The sequence below is a fragment of the Paraburkholderia susongensis genome (assembly GCF_900177725.1).
GTDB classification, from domain to species: domain Bacteria; phylum Pseudomonadota; class Gammaproteobacteria; order Burkholderiales; family Burkholderiaceae; genus Paraburkholderia; species Paraburkholderia susongensis.
Genome location: NZ_FXAT01000001.1, coordinates 658,609 through 677,160, shown reverse-complemented (window position 1 = coordinate 677,160; position 18,552 = coordinate 658,609). Strand labels below are relative to the sequence as shown.

Annotated in this window: 15 protein-coding genes and 1 tRNA gene; 12 read left to right on the top strand and 4 right to left on the bottom strand. The window is 64.3% G+C overall.

The features are described from left to right. Nucleotides 1-319: 319 nt before the first annotated feature. A complete protein-coding gene (locus B9Z01_RS03095) occupies nucleotides 320-1,153 on the bottom strand; it encodes an alpha/beta fold hydrolase (RefSeq protein WP_085480772.1) in 834 nt (277 codons plus the stop codon). Continuing rightward, the gene (locus B9Z01_RS03090) at nucleotides 1,150-2,547 is read right to left on the bottom strand and encodes an O-acetylhomoserine aminocarboxypropyltransferase (RefSeq protein WP_085480771.1); all 1,398 of its coding nucleotides are present in this window, start codon (nucleotides 2,545-2,547) and stop codon (nucleotides 1,150-1,152) included. Before B9Z01_RS03090 ends, B9Z01_RS03095 begins: the two co-directional genes overlap by 4 nt. Before the next feature lie 294 nt (nucleotides 2,548-2,841). On the opposite strand from B9Z01_RS03090, the gene B9Z01_RS03080 reads away from it, so the two are divergent. The 3 genes from B9Z01_RS03080 to aroC all read left to right on the top strand — a co-directional run bounded on the left by B9Z01_RS03080 (nucleotide 2,842) and on the right by aroC (nucleotide 6,824). After that, the gene (locus tag B9Z01_RS03080) at nucleotides 2,842-3,303 is read left to right on the top strand and encodes a CBS domain-containing protein (protein WP_085480769.1); all 462 of its coding nucleotides are present in this window, start codon (nucleotides 2,842-2,844) and stop codon (nucleotides 3,301-3,303) included. A 232-nt stretch (nucleotides 3,304-3,535) separates the two neighbouring features. Continuing rightward, nucleotides 3,536-5,473 carry an MFS transporter gene (locus B9Z01_RS03075; RefSeq protein WP_085480768.1) on the top strand — a complete coding sequence of 646 codons (1,938 nt, stop codon included), beginning with the start codon at nucleotides 3,536-3,538 and terminating at the stop codon, nucleotides 5,471-5,473. 250 nt (nucleotides 5,474-5,723) lie between these two features. Beyond that, nucleotides 5,724-6,824, top strand: coding sequence for a chorismate synthase (gene aroC, locus B9Z01_RS03070; protein ID WP_085480767.1), 1,101 nt, complete (start codon nucleotides 5,724-5,726; stop codon nucleotides 6,822-6,824). A 72-nt stretch (nucleotides 6,825-6,896) separates the two neighbouring features. On the opposite strand, the gene B9Z01_RS03065 is transcribed toward aroC, so the two are convergent. Continuing rightward, complete coding sequence (locus tag B9Z01_RS03065; RefSeq protein ID WP_085480766.1) at nucleotides 6,897-8,570, bottom strand: electron transfer flavoprotein-ubiquinone oxidoreductase; 1,674 nt, start codon at nucleotides 8,568-8,570, stop codon at nucleotides 6,897-6,899. A gap of 189 nt (nucleotides 8,571-8,759) precedes the next feature. On the opposite strand from B9Z01_RS03065, the gene B9Z01_RS03060 reads away from it, so the two are divergent. Beyond that, entirely contained in the window at nucleotides 8,760-9,536 is a 777-nt protein-coding gene (locus B9Z01_RS03060; protein ID WP_085480765.1) for an SDR family oxidoreductase, read from the top strand. Nucleotides 9,537-9,627: 91 nt separating this feature from the next. After that, nucleotides 9,628-10,056 (top strand): acyl-CoA thioesterase, encoded by a 429-nt coding sequence (locus tag B9Z01_RS03055; RefSeq protein WP_085480764.1) that lies wholly within the window; start codon nucleotides 9,628-9,630, stop codon nucleotides 10,054-10,056. A gap of 40 nt (nucleotides 10,057-10,096) precedes the next feature. Here B9Z01_RS03055 and B9Z01_RS03050 read toward each other — a convergent pair whose 3' ends face one another. Continuing rightward, complete coding sequence (locus B9Z01_RS03050; RefSeq protein WP_085480763.1) at nucleotides 10,097-10,642, bottom strand: LuxR C-terminal-related transcriptional regulator; 546 nt, start codon at nucleotides 10,640-10,642, stop codon at nucleotides 10,097-10,099. Nucleotides 10,643-10,918: 276 nt separating this feature from the next. Between B9Z01_RS03050 and B9Z01_RS03045 the strand changes: the two genes are divergently transcribed. The 7 genes from B9Z01_RS03045 (at nucleotide 10,919) to thrS (ending at nucleotide 18,528) form a co-directional block, all read left to right on the top strand. Continuing rightward, entirely contained in the window at nucleotides 10,919-11,623 is a 705-nt protein-coding gene (locus B9Z01_RS03045; RefSeq protein ID WP_085480762.1) for a CoA transferase subunit A, read from the top strand. A 2-nt stretch (nucleotides 11,624-11,625) separates the two neighbouring features. Next, nucleotides 11,626-12,267, top strand: coding sequence for a CoA transferase subunit B (locus B9Z01_RS03040; RefSeq protein ID WP_085480761.1), 642 nt, complete (start codon nucleotides 11,626-11,628; stop codon nucleotides 12,265-12,267). A gap of 299 nt (nucleotides 12,268-12,566) precedes the next feature. After that, complete coding sequence (locus B9Z01_RS03035; protein ID WP_085480760.1) at nucleotides 12,567-13,481, top strand: alpha/beta fold hydrolase; 915 nt, start codon at nucleotides 12,567-12,569, stop codon at nucleotides 13,479-13,481. Between the two features lie 80 nt (nucleotides 13,482-13,561). Next, on the top strand, nucleotides 13,562-13,915 hold the full coding sequence (locus tag B9Z01_RS03030) for a RidA family protein (RefSeq protein ID WP_085480759.1): 354 nt from the start codon (nucleotides 13,562-13,564) through the stop codon (nucleotides 13,913-13,915). A 69-nt stretch (nucleotides 13,916-13,984) separates the two neighbouring features. Then, nucleotides 13,985-16,228, top strand: a complete 2,244-nt coding sequence (locus B9Z01_RS03025) for a RelA/SpoT family protein (RefSeq protein ID WP_085480758.1) — start codon at nucleotides 13,985-13,987, stop codon at nucleotides 16,226-16,228. A 63-nt stretch (nucleotides 16,229-16,291) separates the two neighbouring features. Next, nucleotides 16,292-16,368, top strand: a tRNA-Val gene (locus B9Z01_RS03020). A 252-nt stretch (nucleotides 16,369-16,620) separates the two neighbouring features. Then, nucleotides 16,621-18,528 (top strand): threonine--tRNA ligase, encoded by a 1,908-nt coding sequence (thrS, locus tag B9Z01_RS03010; RefSeq protein ID WP_085480757.1) that lies wholly within the window; start codon nucleotides 16,621-16,623, stop codon nucleotides 18,526-18,528. Nucleotides 18,529-18,552: the final 24 nt, after the last annotated feature.

The window sequence follows — 18,552 nt, the reverse complement described above, 5'->3', positions numbered from 1 at the left end:
CCGGATGTGGACACAACCAACTGCTGCGGCTTGCTTGCGTGCCCGTCGCGCTTCGTTGCCGCGCGGCGCTCCTGCCTTGCGCCTGCAGATCGGGCTCGCGGGCTGAAACAGACAGGCTTCTGTCATTGTCCGGCGATCACCGGTCGCGCGCAACCTGGCCATTCGGCAGATGGCGCGGCGCGTTCCGCACGCGTATCTTGACCGTTCGCAACGATTCCCCGTGACTGTCCGTGACGCTTTGCGGCCCTCGCCGAGGCCAGCCGCGTGCTAATGACGTGCCAGCGACGTGTCAACGACGTGCCGACATCGCCACGCCCGTTCATTGCACTTCGCGCGGCGCCCGGGACGCGAAACTGAACAGCGCGTCGAGCGTCGCGTCGGGCTGCTCGGTCATCAAGGCGTGGCCCGCGTCGAGCGTGACCGTGTCGACCGGTGTGCCGGCCTGCGCGAGCGCGTCGGCGATTGCCTTCGCGGCACGCGGCGGCGTCATCGCATCGCGCCGGCCCACGATCAGCCGCGTCGCGCAGCGCACCTGGGCCGCGCGGGCGAGGCCATCCGCGTAGTGGTGGCACGCGGCGAAGTCGGTGTGGAACAGGTGCGGTTCGCCGCTCGCCGAAACGTGTTCCATGAGCCGCTGGTTCATGCCGTGCAGCCAGAAACCGGGGCCTGGGCAGGACGGCTTGGCCGCGAGCGTCGAATGCGACCACTGGTTGACGAGGCCGATTGCTTCCGGCTCGCGATTGAGCGCGGCGTCGAGCAACGCGTCGGAGACGGCCATCGGCATCGCGGTGGCGAGCAGCGCGAGATGCGTCGCGCGCTCGGGGTAGCGGCCGGCGAAGTCGAGCGCGATCAGCGAGCCCATGCTGTGGCCGGCCACGAAGGAGCGCGCAACGCCCACGGCGTCGAGCAGCGCCGCCAGCCAGCCGGCCATCGCCGGCACGCTGGTGAGCGCGGGGCCGGCGCTGCGGCGGTGACCCGGCAGGTCGAGCGCGAGCACGCCGAAGCCGTGATGCGCGAAGTAGCGGCTTTGCAGCGCCCACACGCTGTGATCGTGCTCGGCGCCGTGGATGAACACCGCCGTCGGCAGGCTCGCGTCGAACGTCTTGCCGCCCGTGTAGGCGTAGGCGGGTTTGCCTTGAACGGTGACGATCATGCGGACTCCGGGCGGGAAGAGGGCAACTGGGCGGAGGAGGCGGAGGTCCCGGATGACGCCGCGTTCGCGGTATTGGGCTGCTGGGAGGCGGTCCCGCCCCCCGATTGCGCGGCTTTCTGCGCGGCCTTCAGTGCACGCTTGAGATCGTCGATCAGGTCGTCGGGATCCTCGAGGCCGATCGACAGACGGATCGTGCCCTCCGCGATGCCGGCCGCGGCGAGCGCGGCGGCGTCCATGCGGAAGTGCGTCGTCGAGGCTGGGTGGATCACGAGCGAACGCGCGTCGCCGACGTTCGCGAGGTGCGAGAACAGCGACAGCGCCTCGATAAAGGCGCGCCCGGCCGCGCGGTCGCCGCGCAGATTGAAGCTGAAGACCGCGCCGGCGCCGCGCGGCAGCAGCCGCTGCGCGAGCGCGTGATCGGGATGCGTCGGCAGTTCGGGATAGGCAACCGTTTCGACCGCGGCATGAGCGGCGAGGAATTCGACCACGCGCCGCGTATTGGCGACATGCCGTTCCATGCGCAGCGGCAGCGTCTCGATGCCTTGCAGCAGCTGCCACGCGGCCTGTGGATGCAGGCACGCGCCGAAGTCGCGCAGACCCTCGCGGCGCGCGCGCAGCAGGAATGGCGCGACGGTGCTTTCCTCGGCGAACACCATGCCGTGAAAGCCCTCGTAAGGCTCGGTCAATTCGGGAAAGCGGCCGGAGGCATCGAAATCGAACGTGCCGCCGTCCACGAGCACGCCGCCGATCGTCGTGCCGTGGCCGCCGAGAAACTTGGTCGCCGAGTGATAGACGAAATCGGCGCCATGCTCGAAGGGCCGCAGCAGGTAGGGCGTCGTGAAAGTGGAATCGACGAGCAGCGGCACGCGGTGCTCGTGCGCGATCTGCGCGACGGCGGCGATGTCGAGCACGTCGAGCCCCGGGTTGCCGAGCGTTTCGCCGAACAGCAGGCGCGTATTGGGGCGCAGTGCGGCGCGCCATGCATCGATGTCGCCGGGCTTGACGAAGGTCGTTTCGATGCCGAAGCGCCGCAGCGTGTAGTGCAGCAGGTTATGCGAGCCGCCGTACAGCGCGCTCGAGGCAACGATATGCGAGCCCGCGCCCATCAGCGTGACGATCGCCAGATGGAGGGCTGCCTGGCCGCTCGCGGTGCCGATCGCGCCGGCGCCGTTTTCGAGCGCGGCCACGCGCTCCTCGAACACGGCGACGGTCGGGTTCGAGATGCGCGAGTAGACGTGGCCCGCGCGCTCCATGTTGAAGAGCGCCGCAGCGTGATCCGGATCGCGGAACGAAAACGAGGTAGTCTGGTAAATGGGCGTGGCGCGCGCGCCGGTGGCGGGGTCGGGAGCGGCGCCGGCGTGCAGCGCAAGCGTATCGAAACGGTTGGCGGACATCGTGGGCGGCGGGGCCGTGGGCGGCCTCGCGAAAGATGAAGGTGGCGGCCATCCTATCACCGGTGCACGCTGTTTCAAGCGCGGCTTTCCCGCGGTTCTGTCCGCGGTCTCGCCCATGGCTTCGCTGGAATGCGCCGGGAAATACCGCGGCGCGTTCCCGAAAACGTGTGAATTCGGTATGGCGAAAACCCGCCGCGCCTTGCCGGGCGGTCCGCTTTCCTTTTATGGGCCTTTCCGCTAGGATCGAAAAAACATTTCATGCATTGCAGGACGAGTGGTATCAGGAGATAGATCATGCGAGTCAGCGACATTCTTAAAGTCAAGGGCAACACCCTTTTTACGGTCACGCCGGATACCACACTGCATGACGCCGTCAATGCAATGGCCGAGCACGATATCGGCTCGCTCGTCGTGATGGAGTATGGCGACCTCGTCGGCATGCTGACGTTTCGCGAAATCATTCTGACGTTGAGCAAGAACGGCGGCAGCGTCGGCACCTCCACGATCCGCAAGGTGATGGACGACCATCCGCTCACCTGCACGCCGGAAACCGACGTCAACGAAGTGCGCCGCATGATGCTCGAACATCATGTGCGTTATCTGCCGGTGATGGAAAGCCGCACACTGATGGGCGTCATCTCGTTTTACGACGTCGCGAAGGCGGTGGTTGAAGAGCAGGGTTTCGAGAATCGCATGCTCAAGGCGTATATCCGCGACTGGCCGGAAGAACAGCAGGAACAGCAGCCGGCGCGCTAATGCGCGAGGCTCGGACGTCGCGCTCGGGCCGTCGGCGGGAGCGCGAGTTCGATGAGAGAGCGCGCGCGAAAGCGGGCGCTTTTTTTGTGTCTGGCCTTGTTTCCGGCCACGGGGATGGGGGGAGCGCGGCAGCCTGCGCGCGCGTCGCGTTTATCCCGCTTATCCCGCCTATCCCGTTATTCGCCGCGCCGCCTGCTTCCTTGCCATTTTTGCGTGCCGTTCGCCGACCTTCATGAACGATCGTCCCTTGCCTGCCGCCCGCCGCGCCGCTCGCGCGCACGAAGCGCACGGATCCCAGTTCCGCCTGCTCGGCCAGCGCCGCTTTGCGCCGTTTTTCTGGACGCAGTTCCTCGGCGCGATGAACGACAACGTTTTCAAGATCGGCTTCACGTCGCTCGTCACGTATCAGGCGGCGCGCTTTTCGGGCGTCGATCCGAAAACCGCGGCGTTCCTGATCTCGGCGATTTTCATCCTGCCGTTCGTGCTGTTTTCGGCCACCTCGGGGCAGATCGCCGACAAGTACGACAAGGCGATGCTCACGCGCCTCGTCAAGAGTTTCGAGATCGTCGTGATGCTGATCGGCGGCGCGGGCTTCTGGCTGCATAGCGCGCCGCTCCTATATCTATGCACGTTCCTGATGGGCGTGCACTCGACCGTGTTCGGCCCGGTCAAATACTCATATCTGCCGCAGCATCTGTCGCAGGCGGAACTGGTCGGCGGTAACGGCATGGTCGAGATGGGCACCTTCGTCGCGATTCTGCTCGGCACGATCGTCGGCGGCGCGGGCGCGGGGTTCGCCCAGCATGGCGCGGTGGTGCTGGCTTGCGCGTGTGTCGCGATCGCGCTGACCGGCCGCGTCGTGTCGGGTTTCGTGCCGGCCACGCCCGCGCCGCAGGCCGATCTGCGCATCAACTGGAATCCGGTCAGCGAAACGTGGCGCAACCTGAAGCTCGCGCACGAAAACCGCACCGTGTTCCTGAGTCTGCTCGGCATTTCGTGGCTGTGGTTCGTCGGCGCGACCTTCCTCGCCTCGTTCTTCAACTTCGCGAAAGACGTGCTCTCGGCCGACCCCGACGTCGTGACCGTGCTGCTCGGCACGTTCTCGGTCGGTATCGGCATCGGCTCGCTGCTGTGCGAAAGGCTCTCGAAGCGGCGTATCGAAATCGGCCTCGTGCCGCTCGGCTCGATCGGCATGAGCGTGTTCGCCATCGACCTCTTTTTCGCAAGCCACGCGCTGCCGCCGGCGGGGCATCTGCTGAGCGTCGGCGAATTTCTCGCGCGGGCCGCACATTGGCGCGTGCTTGCCGACCTGTTCCTGCTCGCGATGTTCGGCGGCTTCTACAGCGTGCCGCTCTATGCGCTGATCCAGAGCCGCAGCCAGCCGAGCCACCGCGCGCGCATCATCGCCGCGAACAATATCCTGAACTCGCTGTTCATGATCGTTTCCGCGCTGATGGCGATGGGACTGACCGCGGCGGGCTTCAGCATTCCGGCGATCTTCCTCGTGACCGCGCTGCTGAATGTGGCCGTCGCGGGCTACATCTATTCGCTCGTGCCCGAGTTCCTGCTGCGCTTCGTCGCGTGGCTGCTCGTGCATACGTTCTACCGGATCCGGCTCGTGCACGCCGAGCGGATTCCGCAAGAGGGCGCGGCCGTGCTCGTGTGCAATCACGTGAGTTTCGTCGATGCGATCGTCATCATGGCCGAGAGCCCGCGGCCGATCCGCTTCGTGATGGACTATCAGATCTTCCGCTCGCCGTTCATCGGCTGGCTGTTCCGTCACGCGAAGGCGATTCCGATTGCGCCCGCGCATCAGGACGCGGCGCTGCTCGCGCGCGCCTACGATCTGTGCGCGCAGGCGCTCGCCGACGGCGAACTCGTGTGCATCTTTCCGGAAGGCAAGCTCACGCGCACGGGCGAGATGAATCCGTTTCGTCACGGCGTGATGGAAATCGTCAAGCGCACGCCGGCGCCCGTCATTCCGATGGCGCTGCGTGGGTTGTGGGGCAGCGTGTTTTCGCGCGCCGTCGACGCGCACTGGCCGCGGCCGGTCAGCAAGGGCGTGATGAGCCGGCTGAGCCTCGCGGTGGGCGAGCCGCTCGACCCGGTGCTCGCGACGCCGGAGAAGTTGCAGCAGGCCGTGACCGAGCTGCGCGGGGCGCGTAAATAGCGATGGTCGTGATGGCTGCTGCTGCGGGACTCATCGCGGTGGCGGCAGTCCCGGTTATCACGGCGGCTTTCATAGCGGTTTTCACCCGGCCGGCGCTGGACCTCGGCTCACGCGGCTTCCCCGCCAGGTCCCGCCCTGGCCGTTCGGCCCGAAGTGCCACGCGTGTGCCACGAGCGTGCCACGCGCTGCGGCCCCGAGGCGAGCGGGCTGGCATAATAACGTTCTCCCCGCATTTCTTTGGACGACGCCCATGTCCGGCAACACGCTCGGTACGCTTTTCACTGTCACGACCTTCGGCGAATCGCACGGCCCCGCTATCGGCTGCGTGATCGACGGCTGCCCCCCGGGCATGGCGCTCAACGAGGCCGACATCCAGCTCGAACTCGATCGCCGCAAGCCGGGCACGTCGCGTCATGTCACGCAGCGCCAGGAAGAAGACAAGGTCGAGATCCTGTCGGGCGTGTTCGAAGGTCACACGACCGGCGCGCCGATCGCGCTCCTGATTCGCAACACGGACCAGCGCAGCAAGGACTACGGCAACATCGCCGAAACGTTCCGCCCTGGTCACGCCGACTATACCTACTGGCAGAAATACGGCATTCGCGACTATCGCGGCGGCGGCCGCTCGTCGGCGCGGCTGACGGCGCCGACGGTGGCGGCGGGCGCCGTCGCGAAAAAGTGGCTGCGCGAGAAATTCGGCACCGAGATTCGCGGTTATATGGCTGCGCTCGGCGAGATCGACGTGCCGTTCGTCGACTGGGCGCAGGTGCGCGAGAACCCGTTCTTCGCGCCGAACGCGCAGATCGTGCCGCAGCTCGAAGCGTACATGGACGCGCTGCGCAAGGACGGCGATTCGATCGGCGCGCGCATCAACGTGGTCGCTTCCGGCGTGCCGGTCGGCCTCGGCGAGCCGCTGTTCGACCGCCTCGACGCCGACATCGCGCACGCGATGATGGGCATCAACGCGGTCAAGGGCGTCGAGATCGGCGCGGGCTTCGCGAGCGTCGCGCAACGCGGTTCAGTGCATGGCGATGAACTGACGCCGGAGGGCTTCGTCGGCAATCACGCGGGTGGTGTGCTCGGCGGCATTTCGACGGGGCAGGACATCACGGTATCGATCGCGATCAAGCCGACCTCGAGCATTCGCACGCCGCGCCGTTCGATCGACAAGGCGGGGCAGCCGGCCGTCGTCGAAACATTTGGGCGCCATGATCCGTGCGTCGGCATTCGCGCCACGCCGATCGCCGAGTCGATGCTCGCGCTCGTGCTGATCGATCACGCGCTGCGCCATCGCGCGCAATGCGGCGATGTGGCCGTGAGCACACCGAAGATCGCGGCAAGCGCGCCGTAACGCTGACTGGCGAGATTAGCCTTCGCGGCGCGCGGTTTCCGCCACGCGCCGCGAAGGTCACCCGAACACCGCTCACATGTTCGGATAGTTCGGTCCGCCGCCCCCTTCAGGCGTCACCCACACGATATTCTGCGTCGGGTCCTTGATATCGCACGTCTTGCAATGCACGCAGTTCTGCGCATTGATGACGAGCCGCTCGTTGCCGTCGTCGTTTTTCACGAACTCATAAACGGCCGCAGGGCAATAGCGCGACTCCGGCCCGGCGTACGTCTGCCAGTTCACGTTGACCGGCACGGTCGGATCTTTCAGCGTCAGGTGCGCGGGCTGGTTCTCTTCGTGATTCGTGTTCGAGATGAACACCGAGGAGAGGCGATCGAACGTGAGCTTGCCGTCCGGCTTCGGATACGTGATCGGCTTGCACTGCGAAGCGGGCTTCAGCATTTCGTGATCCCAATGCTGATGATGCAGCGTCCACGGCACGTTGCCGCCCAGCAGCTTCTGCTCGATGCCGACCATCAGCGTGCCGAGGTAGAGGCCCTTGCTCATCCATTGCTTGAAGTTACGCGCGCGATACAGCTCGGTGTGGAGCCACGAGGTCTTGAAACTTTCCGGATAGGCGGTCAGTTCGTCGGCCTCGCGGCCGGCCTGCACGGCGTCGAATGCGGCGTCGGCCGCGAGCATGCCGGTCTTGATCGCCGCGTGCGAACCCTTGATGCGCGAGGCGTTGAGGAAGCCCGCATCGTCGCCGACCAGCGCGCCGCCCGGGAACACCAGCTTCGGCAGCGACATCAGCCCGCCCGCGGTGATCGCGCGCGCGCCGTACGACACGCGCTTGCCGCCTTCGAGAATCGCGCGGATCGCCGGATGCGTCTTGTAGCGCTGGAACTCCTCGAACGGTGACAGATACGGATTCGAATAGCCGAGACCCACAACGAAGCCCACCACCACCTGGTTGTTGTCCATGTGATAGAGGAACGAGCCGCCATACGTGTCGTTTTCGAGCGGCCAGCCGGCCGTGTGCATGACGAGACCGGGCTTGTGCTTCGCGGGATCGATCTCCCACAGCTCCTTGATGCCGATGCCGTAGACCTGCGGATCGACGCCATCGCGCAGCTTGAACCGGTCGTTCAACTGACGGCCGAGGTGCCCGCGCGCGCCTTCGCAGAAGAGCGTGTACTTCGCGTGCAACTCCATGCCGAGCTGGAAGTTTTCGGTCGGCTCGCCGTCCTTGCCGATGCCGAGGTCGCCGGTCGCGACCCCCTTGACCGAGCCGTCTTCGTTGTACAGCACTTCGGCTGCCGGGAAGCCCGGGAAGATTTCCACGCCGAGCGCCTCGGCCTGTTGACCGAGCCAGCGCGTCACGTTTGCGAGGCTGATGACGTAGTTGCCGTGGTTCTTGAAGTTGTCCGGCAACGCCCAGGTGGGCACGCTCTTCGAGCCGGTTTCCGTCAGGAACAGGAATTTGTCTTCGGTCACGTCGACCGTGAGCGGCGCGCCTTTTTCCTTCCAGTCCGGAATCAGTTCGGTGATCGCACGCGGGTCCATCACCGCGCCCGAGAGGATATGCGCCCCGATCTCCGAGCCTTTTTCCAGTACGCACACGCCTAGCTCGACGCCTTTTTCGGCGGCGCGCTGCTTCAGGCGAATTGCCGCCGACAGGCCAGCCGGGCCGCCGCCTACGATCACGACGTCGTATTCCATCGATTCGCGCGGGCCGTACTGCTCAATGAGACTTGCGGGGGTCATTGATGCTCCTCTTACCGTTAGAATGCTTTTTTCGGGTTCGTATTGTGGGCGATCGACTCCCGGCCTGCAACCTGATTGAATAAGGATTAGCACGATCGTTCTATTTAATGATACGGTATCGAACCGCTGCGACGGTCCGGCCGAACCCCGTCAACCGCAGTTGTCATTACAACCGAACAAGGAACGACAATGGGCCGTTCGATCAATCTGGAAGGCAAGGTCGCGCTGATTACCGGCGCCTCGAGCGGGTTGGGCAAGCGCTTCGCTCAGGTGTTGTCGCAGGCGGGCGCCAAGGTCGTGCTGGCGAGCCGGCGCACCGAGCGTCTGAAGGAGTTGCGCGCGGAGATCGAGGCGTCCGGCGGCGCGGCGCACGTCGTGTCGCTCGACGTGACCGACTACCAGAGCATCAAGTCGGCCGTCGCGCACGCGGAGACCGAGGCCGGCACGATCGACATTCTCGTCAATAACTCGGGCGTATCGACCACGCAGAAGCTCTCCGAAGTCACGCCCGCCGACTTCGAATACGTGTTCGACACGAATACGCGCGGTGCATTTTTCGTCGCGCAGGAAGTCGCCAAGCGCATGATCATGCGCGGCAACAACGCGCAGAAGCCGTCGTACCGGATCATCAACATCGCGTCGATGGCGGGGCTGCGCGTGCTGCCGCAAATCGGCCTCTATTCGATGAGCAAGGCAGCGGTGGTTCATATGACGAAAGCGATGGCGCTCGAGTGGGGGCGGCACGGCATCAACGTGAACGCGATCTGCCCGGGCTATATCGACACCGAGATCAACCATCATCACTGGTCGACCGAGCAGGGGCAGAAGCTCGTCTCGATGCTGCCGCGTCATCGCGTCGGCAAGCCGGAAGATCTGGACGGGCTCCTGCTGCTGCTCGCGGCGGATGAATCGCAGTTCATCAACGGCTCGGTGATCGCCGCCGACGACGGCTTCGGGCTCGCATGAGCGCGCCGGCCGCGGGCCTCCTGCAAGGTTTCAAGGTTTCAGCGCTTCAAGGCTTCGACGCGAGGCTGCAAAGGAAGAACGGAAGTACAGAATGAGCGATTTTCACGCAGTTTTCGAAATGACGATGCCGATTCGCTGGGGTGACATGGATGCGTTCGGCCACGTGAACAACACGGTCTATTTCCGCTACATGGAGCAGGTGCGGATTTCGTGGTTCGAGCACATGGACTTTCTCGGCGGCGGCAACGGGCAGGGGCCGGTCATCGTCAATGCATCGATGGAGTTTCTGAAGCAGCTTCACTATCCGGGCGATGTGATCGGCCGGATGTCGGTGGCGACGCCCGGGCGCAGCAGCTTCGATACGGCATTCGAGCTCCTGCGCGCCGACGAGCCCGACACGCTCTACGCGCGGGGCGCCGCGCGCTGCGTGTGGATCGACTATGCGGCGGGCAAGTCGGTGCCGGTGCCTGATTCGCTGCGCGAGCTCATTGAGCGTGCGGCGCTTGTCAGGAAGCCCTGACGGCGTTGCGTGAAAGCGCGCTTCGATCCGATTCCCTTGCTCAATTCCCGAGCAGCCGCTGCAGCAGCTCGGTCGCATTCCCCGTCTCGTATTTACGCATGAGCCGCGCGCGGTACACGTCGACCGTGCGCGGGCTGATATCGAGCACGCGGCCGATCTGCTTGCTGGTCTTGCCCGTCACCAGCTGCGCGGCGATTTCGCGCTCGCGCGGCGTCAGTTCCACCGCGACGCGCCGCGTCGCGCTCAGATCCTCGAAGGTCCAGACGCCCGCCGCGTGCGGGTCGGAGCGCTGTTGCGCGCGGCCTGTCACGTGGCACCAGAACAATTCGCCGTTCGCGCGCTTCATGATGCGGTCGTCCGTATAGCTGCCGTGCGCGGTCATGATCGGCGGAATGCGCGCGCCGATCCGCTCGAATTCATCGGCCGACGGATACAGTACCTGGAACGACTGGCCGAGCAGCGCCTCGCGCGGATAGCCGAAAATCGATGCGAGTTCGTCGTTGCAGTCCTCGATGATCCGTTCGCGCGACAGCACGAGTCCGATCGGGGCAAGGTGAAACGCGGTGCGGTAATCGAGGGCGGGCATGAGCGGGTGGTAAGTACTTATGTATTTTTGCGTATTGTGCCGTATGGCGCGGCGAGCGTACCCTTTTGGGCAGACGGCAACGGGGCGCAACAACGCGGCGCATGGCGCGGCGGCGGCCCGAGGCATTTGAGCACGTGGCCTGCAACGTTCGACACGCACGCTGCCGCGGATGACTAGAATGACGGAGCGATATCGCCCGGCGGCGCGAAGTTCGCCATGCGCGATGCCGGCCGCAACGATCCGGTTTCGGGTTTCCATAAAGGAAGGGACATACTGATGAACAAGGTCTATCCAGGCGCCGCCGAGGCGCTGAAAGACATCGTCAAGGACGGACAGACGTTCGCCGTCGGCGGTTTCGGGCTGTGCGGCATTCCTGAGGCGCTGATCGCGGCGTTGCGCGATTCGAAGGTGCAGGGCATCACCTGCATCAGCAACAACGCGGGCGTCGATGGTTTCGGCCTCGGCCTGCTGCTCGAAACGCGCCAGGTCAAGAAGATGATCTCGTCGTACGTCGGCGAGAACAAGGAGTTCGAACGCCAGTACCTGGCTGGCGAACTCGAACTCGAATTCACGCCGCAAGGCACGCTCGCCGAGAAGCTGCGCGCGGGCGGCTCGGGCATCCCCGCGTTCTTCACCAACACCGGCTACGGCACGCTGATCGCCGAAGGCAAGGAAACCCGCCAGTTCGGCGATAACCAATACGTGCTCGAACATTCGCTGACCGCCGACGTCGCGCTCGTCAAGGCATGGAAGGCCGACAAGTCCGGCAACCTGATCTATCGCCGCACCGCGCGCAACTTCAATCCGATGTGCGCGATGGCGGGCCGCATCACTGTCGCGGAAGTGGAAGAGATCGTCGAAGTGGGCGAGCTCGATCCGGACGCGATCCACACGCCTGGCATCTTCGTGCAACGCATCGTGCTGAATGCGCATCCGGAAAAACGCATCGAACAACGCGTCGTCCGCGCGAAAGGAGACTGATCATGGCATGGACTCGTGAGGAAATGGCCGCGCGCGCGGCGAAGGAATTGCAGGACGGCTTTTACGTGAACCTCGGCATCGGCCTGCCGACGCTCGTCGCCAACCATGTGCCGCCGGGCGTCGAAGTATGGCTGCAGTCGGAGAACGGCCTGCTCGGCATCGGCCCGTCGCCGACCGAAGACGAAGTCGACGCCGACCTGATCAACGCGGGCAAGCAGACCGTGACCACGCTGCCGGGCTCGTCGATTTTCTCATCGGCCGATTCGTTCGCGATGATTCGCGGCGGCCACATCAATCTCGCGATTCTCGGCGCGATGCAGATCAGCAAGAAGGGCGATCTCGCCAACTGGATGATCCCGGGCAAGATGATCAAGGGCATGGGCGGCGCGATGGATCTGGTCGCAGGCGTCAAGCGCGTCGTGGTCCTCATGGAGCATGTCGCGAAGGGCGACCAGCACAAGATTCTCGAAGAGTGCACGCTGCCGCTGACGGGCGTCGGCGTGGTCGACGAGATCATCACCGACCTCGGCGTGATCGAAGTGACCGATGACGGCCTGAAGGTGACCGAGCTGGCGCCGGGTGTGAGCGTCGAGGAAATCAAGGCGAAAACCGGCGCGCCGCTCGATGTGAGCGCGGTGAGCTGAGCTTGATCGTGAAGGCTGCCGTGCGGCTCATGTGAGCAGGCGGCGGCCACGCGGTTTCCGGGCGGGCGGGACGTGAGTCTCGCCCGTTCTGTTTGATGCGCGCTGAATTGTTCTGCCTCTGATCCGTTCCCGATCCGGCCGTCCTACGCCTTCTGGCTAATCCTTGCCGCGCGGCGAAGCGGTTTACAATCGTCGACAGCTTGAACGCTTCCCGATTTCCGCCGTATTCCGGCTGGTTTCCCGGCGTATTTTTGCCGTCCACGAGCCCCTGATCCGCAGCGCTTCTGCAAGGACCTCAGATGACCGCAACGACTTCCTCTTCTGCCATCGGGCTCTCCGAGCCGCGTCAACGTTACGTGCAGTGCGCGAGCGCCGCCGGCCTGCATCGCATCGCCTACACCGAATGGGGCGATCCGGACAATCCGCGCGTGCTGTTGTGCGTGCACGGCCTCACGCGCTCAGGGCGCGATTTCGACCGCCTCGCGGCGCAGTTCGCCGACACCTACCGCGTGGTTTGTCCGGACGTGGCCGGCCGCGGCTTGTCGTCGTGGCTCGCGAACCCCAACCTGTATGCCGTGCCGCAGTATGTCGCCGATATGGTCACACTGATCGCGCGGCTCGATGTCGAAACGCTCGACTGGTTCGGCACCTCGATGGGCGGCCTGATCGGCATGGCGCTCGCTGGTCTGCCGGAAACGCCGATCCGCAAGCTGCTGCTCAACGACGTCGGGCCGCACCTCGAGCCGGTGGCCGTGCAGCGCATCGGCGATTACCTCGGCAAGCCCGTGAGCTTCTCAACGCTGCAGCAGGGCGTCGATTATGCCGCGCAGCTCGCGCAAAGCTTTGGTCCGCTCACGCCGGACGAATGGCGCGAAATCAATACGCCGCTTCTACGCGAGGGAGAAGGCGGCTGGGTGTTGCGGTACGACCCGCGCATCGCGCAGCCGTTTGCCGCGGTGACCGAGGAAGCGGTGAAGCTCGGCGAGGCGGCGCTGTGGCATTCGCTCGCGTCGTTCCAGGGGCCGGTGCTCGTCGTGCGCGGCGAGCAATCCGATCTGCTGTCGCGCGAAACCGTCGCGAAGATGGTGGCAAGCGGGCGCGCGGTAGAGAGCGTGGAGATTCCCGGTGTCGGGCATGCGCCCGCGTTTCTCGCAGACGACCAGATCGCGATTGCGAGGGCGTTCTTCGTCGGCGCGGCCGCGAACGCGTCATAATATTAAGTTCCTCGTGACATTTCCGGCGGGAATTGCCGCGCGGAATGCTTTTCGATCAACCAACCAGATCAGGATTTTTCATGGCAGTCATTCGTCACCACGTCGGCAAGCGTCTTTCGGAAATCGCCGTGCATAACGGCACCGTGTACCTCGCGGGACAGATCGCCGAAGACACGGATCAGGACATCACCGGCCAGACGCGCGAAGTGCTCGGCCACATCGACCGTCTGCTGGCCGAAGTGAACAGCGACAAGTCGCTTCTGCTGTCGGTACAGATCTACATCTCGGACATGGTGCACTTCGCCGGCATGAACGCGGTGTGGGACGAGTGGGTCGCGCAAGGCGCGACGCCGCCGCGCGCGACCGTCGAGGCGAAGCTCGCCAACCCGAAGTGCCTCGTCGAAATCGTCGTGGTCGCGGCGCAGCGCAGCTAAGCCGCACCCGTCAAGCATCACCGTTGTTGAATTCCCGTTGATTCGTCTCGCCCGGCGGGCCGTCGCACCATGAATACCGAAACCGTTACGAACGCGCCTCATCCTTATCCTTCTTTCGACGAAGCGATGGCGTTCGTGCGCGAGCATGCGGGCGAGGTGCGGTTGTCGTCGGGCGAATTGCTGGCGGATCACGCGGCGGGCACCGCGTCGATCATGCGCAAGCTCAACGTCGATCCGCCGGCGGTGCTGGCGGCGGCTTTGTTTGCGCTGACGCCGCATCTGCGCGACCCGGAGCGCGTGATCGCCGACAACTTCGGCGAAGAAGTCGCGCAACTGGTCGGCGACGTGCGCAAGCTGCTGCGCCTCGGCACGGTCAGCCTGCGCGCGGCGCAAAACGCGATTCCCGAAGCGGGGCGCGATGCGCAGGCCGCGCGCCGGGCCCAGGTCGAGGCGCTGCGCAAGATGCTGCTCGCGTTCGCGCAAGACATTCGCGTGGTGCTGATTCGTCTCGCGTCACGCTTGCAGTCGCTGCGCTATTACGCGGCGGCGAAAGTCACGCCTTCGCCCGACGTGGCGCGCGAAACGCTCGATATTTACGCGCCGCTCGCCAACCGTCTCGGTATCTGGCAACTGAAGTGGGAACTCGAGGATCTCGCGTTCCGCTTTGAGGAGCCGGACACCTACAAGCGCATCGCGAAGCTGCTCGACGAGAAGCGCGTCGAGCGCGAGAGCTATGTCGCGCAGGCGATCGAGCGCCTGCAGCAGGAATTGGCCGCGGCGCATATCCGCGCGGAAGTGAGTGGCCGGCCGAAGCATATCTACAGCATCTGGCGCAAGATGCGCGGCAAGGAGCTCGACTTCGCCGAGCTCTACGACGTGCGCGCATTCCGCGTGATCGTGCCGGACATCAAGGACTGCTACACCGTGCTCGGTATCGTGCACAATCTGTGGCAGCCGGTGCCCAAAGAGTTCGACGACTACATCTCGCGGCCGAAGCCGAACGGCTATAAATCGCTGCATACGGTCGTGATCGGCGACGACGGCCGCGCGTTCGAGGTGCAGATCCGCACGCAGGAAATGCATCGCTTCGCCGAGTACGGCGTGGCCGCGCACTGGCGCTACAAGGAAGCGGGCACGCGCGGTTACGGCGGCACGTTCGCCGCGAACGAGAAGTACGACGAGAAGATTGCATGGCTGCGTCAGTTGCTCGCCTGGAAGGACGAGGTGTCCGAGGGCGAGCATGGCGACGCGCGCGCGGCGCAGCCGTGGGAGCAACTGCGTCAGGCCACGCTCGATGACGATCACATCTACGTGCTGACACCACAGGCGCGCGTGATTCCGTTGCCGCACGGCGCGACGCCGGTCGATTTCGCGTATCACCTGCATAGCGAGCTTGGGCATCGCTGTCGCGGCGCGCGTGTCGATGGTGCGATGGTGCCGCTCAACACGTCATTGCAGAACGGCCAGACAGTCGAGATCGTGGCGGTGAAGGAGGGCGGTCCATCGCGTGACTGGCTCAATCCACAGCTGGGCTATCTGCAGAGCGCGCGTGCGCGGCAGAAAGTGCGCGCGTGGTTCAACGCGGTCGATCTGCAGGAGCACATTGCGAACGGACGCGCGACGGTCGAAAAGACCTTGCAGCGCGAGGGCAAGACCTCGGTCAATCTCGATCAGCTGGCCGCGCGGCTTGGCTTCAAGACCACCGACGATCTGTTCTCCGTGGTCGGCAAGGAAGAGTTCAGCCTGCGGCTCATCGAGCAGGCGCTGCAGGATGCGCCGCCGCCTGAGCCCGAGGTCGACGCGCCGGAGAAATTCGAGAAGCGCAGCAGCGGTGCGAGCGTTGCGCGCGGCGCGTCCACGGGTGTGCTCGTGGTCGGCGTCGACGCGTTGCTCACGCAGCTCGCGCGCTGCTGCCGGCCGGCGCCGCCCGACGATATCAGCGGCTTCGTCACGCGCGGCAAAGGCATGTCGGTTCACCGCAGCGATTGCGCGACGTTCCGGCGCATGGCCGAGCGCGCGCCGGAGCGCGTGCTGCAGACGGCATGGTCGGCCGATGTGATGAGCGGGCGCGGCCAGTCGGTCTATCCGGTCGACCTCAGTATCGAGGCGACGGACCGGCAGGGCTTGCTGCGCGATATCTCCGAAGTGTTTGCACGGGAAAAGATGAACGTGATCGGCGTGAAGACGCAGACGCGCCGTAACGCTGCGTTCATGCAATTCACCGTCGAGGTGTCGAGCGCCGCGCAGATTCAGCGCGCGTGCACGCTGCTCGGCGAAGTGACGGGCGTGATGCGCGCGTCGCGCAAAAGCTGATTTAAAGTCTTCACATAAAAGACTTGCCAAGTTTCGTGGGGCTCCATATAATCTCGTTTCTTCAGGCTCGTAGCTCAGCTGGTTAGAGCACCACCTTGACATGGTGGGGGTCGTTGGTTCGAGTCCAATCGAGCCTACCAACGAAAAAGAAACTCTGGTCTCGCCGGGGTTTCGCAAACTGCAGTAAGCGCTTTTGGCGCAAAAAGGGCGAAACGGTTATGGCACCGCGAACGTTGACCGAAACTACTTCGGAGCGACGCTAGTCGAGGACCACTTTCGCCAGTGTAGTTTGCAAGAAATGTGAATGCGGCCCCTCGAAAGCGGGGCCGCATTTTTTTTGTCTTTTGATCTGCCTGTATGCACCGCCGCCAGTCGGCACCACGGAGAACGCAATGGTTTCGATACGCTTGCCTGACGGTTCTGTTCGACAGTACGAACATCCGGTGACCGTTGCCGAAGTGGCCGCCTCGATCGGTCCCGGCCTCGCGAAAGCTGCGCTCGGCGGCAAGATCGACGGCGAGCTCGTCGATACGTCCGCGCTGATCGATCGCGACGCGGCGCTTGCCATCGTCACCGAAAAGGATGCGGACGGTCTCGATATCATTCGCCACTCCACGGCGCACCTGCTTGCGTACGCGGTGAAGGATCTGTACCCGGAGGCGCAGGTCACGATTGGTCCGGTCATCGACAACGGTTTCTATTACGACTTCTCCTACGGCCGTCCTTTCACGCCGGAAGATCTCGAAAAGATCGAAAAGCGCATGCAGGAACTCGCGAAGAAGGACGAACCGGTGTCGCGCCGCGTGGTTTCGCGCGACGAAGCCGTCGAGTACTTCAAGAGCATCGGCGAGAAGTACAAGGCCGAAATCATCGAGTCGATTCCGGCTAGCGACGAAATCAAGCTGTACTCGCATGGCGGCTTCACGGATCTGTGCCGCGGCCCGCACGTGCCGTCCACCGGCAAGCTGAAGGTCTTCAAGCTGATGAAGGTCGCGGGCGCCTACTGGCGCGGCGATTCGAAGAACGAGCAGTTGCAGCGCATCTACGGCACGGCCTGGACCAAAAAGGAAGACCAGGAAGCGTACCTGCACATGCTCGAAGAAGCAGAGAAGCGCGATCACCGCAAGCTCGGCAAGCAGCTCGACCTGTTCCACATGCAGGACGAGTCGCCGGGCATGGTGTTCTGGCATCCGCGCGGCTGGACGCTGTGGCAGCAGGTCGAGCAGTACATGCGCCGGCGCGTGAACGACGCGGGCTACCTCGAGATCAAGACGCCGATGATCATGGACCGCTCGCTCTGGGAAGCGTCGGGCCACTGGCAGAACTATCGTGAAAACATGTTCACGACGGAATCGGAAAAGCGCGACTACGCGATCAAGCCGATGAACTGTCCGGGTCACGTGCAGGTGTTCAACCACGGTCTGCGCTCGTATCGCGATCTGCCGCTGCGTTACGCGGAGTTCGGTTCGTGTCATCGCAACGAGTCGTCGGGCGCGCTGCACGGCCTGATGCGCGTGCGCGGCTTCGTGCAGGACGACGCGCATATTTTCTGTACCGAAGATCAGTTCATCAGCGAATCGATCGCGTTCAACACGCTGGCGATGAGCGTCTACCGCGATTTCGGTTTCGACAATGTCGACATCAAGCTGTCGCTGCGTCCCGATGCGCGTGCCGGTACGGACGAAACGTGGGATCGTGCGGAGCAGGGTCTGCGCGAGGCGTTGACGGCCTGCGGCGTAACGTGGGAAGAGTTGCCGGGAGAAGGCGCGTTCTATGGCCCGAAGGTCGAGTACCACATCAAGGACGCGCTCGGCCGCTCGTGGCAGTGCGGCACGTTGCAGCTCGACATGGTGCTGCCGGAGCGTCTTGGCGCTGAATACGTCGCCGAGGACAACAGCCGCCGGCGTCCGATCATGCTGCACCGGGCAATCGTCGGATCGATGGAGCGCTTCCTCGGTATTCTGATCGAGCACCATGCTGGTGCAATGCCCGCGTGGCTCGCGCCGATGCAGGTCGTCGTCATGAATATCGCGGAAAGCCAGCTCGAATATGCGCAGTCTTTAGCCCAATCGTTGCAAAAACAAGGGGTTAGAGTTGAGGCCGATTTGCGCAACGAAAAGATTAGCTATAAAATACGGGAGCACACGCTGGAAAAGGTCCCGTACCTGCTCGTGGTCGGCGACAAAGAGCGTGAAGCCCAAACGGTAGCCGTGCGTGCCCGTGGTGGTGTCGATCTGGGTGTAATGCCCGTCGGCGCCTTCATTGAGCGTCTGCGCCAGGACGTGCAGTCGTTCAACTGAGCCACTTGGCAGCCCGGCTCGTTT

Coding starts and splice junctions, on each gene's coding strand:
- B9Z01_RS03080 (WP_085480769.1), top strand. CDS start 2,842: ATGCGAGTCAGCGACATTCTTAAAGTCAAGGGCAACACCCTTTTTACG.
- B9Z01_RS03050 (WP_085480763.1), bottom strand. CDS start 10,642: ATGCCCGCCCTCGATTACCGCACCGCGTTTCACCTTGCCCCGATCGGA.
- B9Z01_RS03065 (WP_085480766.1), bottom strand. CDS start 8,570: ATGACCCCCGCAAGTCTCATTGAGCAGTACGGCCCGCGCGAATCGATG.
- B9Z01_RS03035 (WP_085480760.1), top strand. CDS start 12,567: ATGACCGCAACGACTTCCTCTTCTGCCATCGGGCTCTCCGAGCCGCGT.
- B9Z01_RS03025 (WP_085480758.1), top strand. CDS start 13,985: ATGAATACCGAAACCGTTACGAACGCGCCTCATCCTTATCCTTCTTTC.
- B9Z01_RS03075 (WP_085480768.1), top strand. CDS start 3,536: ATGAACGATCGTCCCTTGCCTGCCGCCCGCCGCGCCGCTCGCGCGCAC.
- B9Z01_RS03040 (WP_085480761.1), top strand. CDS start 11,626: ATGGCATGGACTCGTGAGGAAATGGCCGCGCGCGCGGCGAAGGAATTG.
- aroC (WP_085480767.1), top strand. CDS start 5,724: ATGTCCGGCAACACGCTCGGTACGCTTTTCACTGTCACGACCTTCGGC.
- B9Z01_RS03095 (WP_085480772.1), bottom strand. CDS start 1,153: ATGATCGTCACCGTTCAAGGCAAACCCGCCTACGCCTACACGGGCGGC.
- B9Z01_RS03055 (WP_085480764.1), top strand. CDS start 9,628: ATGAGCGATTTTCACGCAGTTTTCGAAATGACGATGCCGATTCGCTGG.
- B9Z01_RS03030 (WP_085480759.1), top strand. CDS start 13,562: ATGGCAGTCATTCGTCACCACGTCGGCAAGCGTCTTTCGGAAATCGCC.
- B9Z01_RS03045 (WP_085480762.1), top strand. CDS start 10,919: ATGAACAAGGTCTATCCAGGCGCCGCCGAGGCGCTGAAAGACATCGTC.
- B9Z01_RS03090 (WP_085480771.1), bottom strand. CDS start 2,547: ATGTCCGCCAACCGTTTCGATACGCTTGCGCTGCACGCCGGCGCCGCT.
- B9Z01_RS03060 (WP_085480765.1), top strand. CDS start 8,760: ATGGGCCGTTCGATCAATCTGGAAGGCAAGGTCGCGCTGATTACCGGC.
- thrS (WP_085480757.1), top strand. CDS start 16,621: ATGGTTTCGATACGCTTGCCTGACGGTTCTGTTCGACAGTACGAACAT.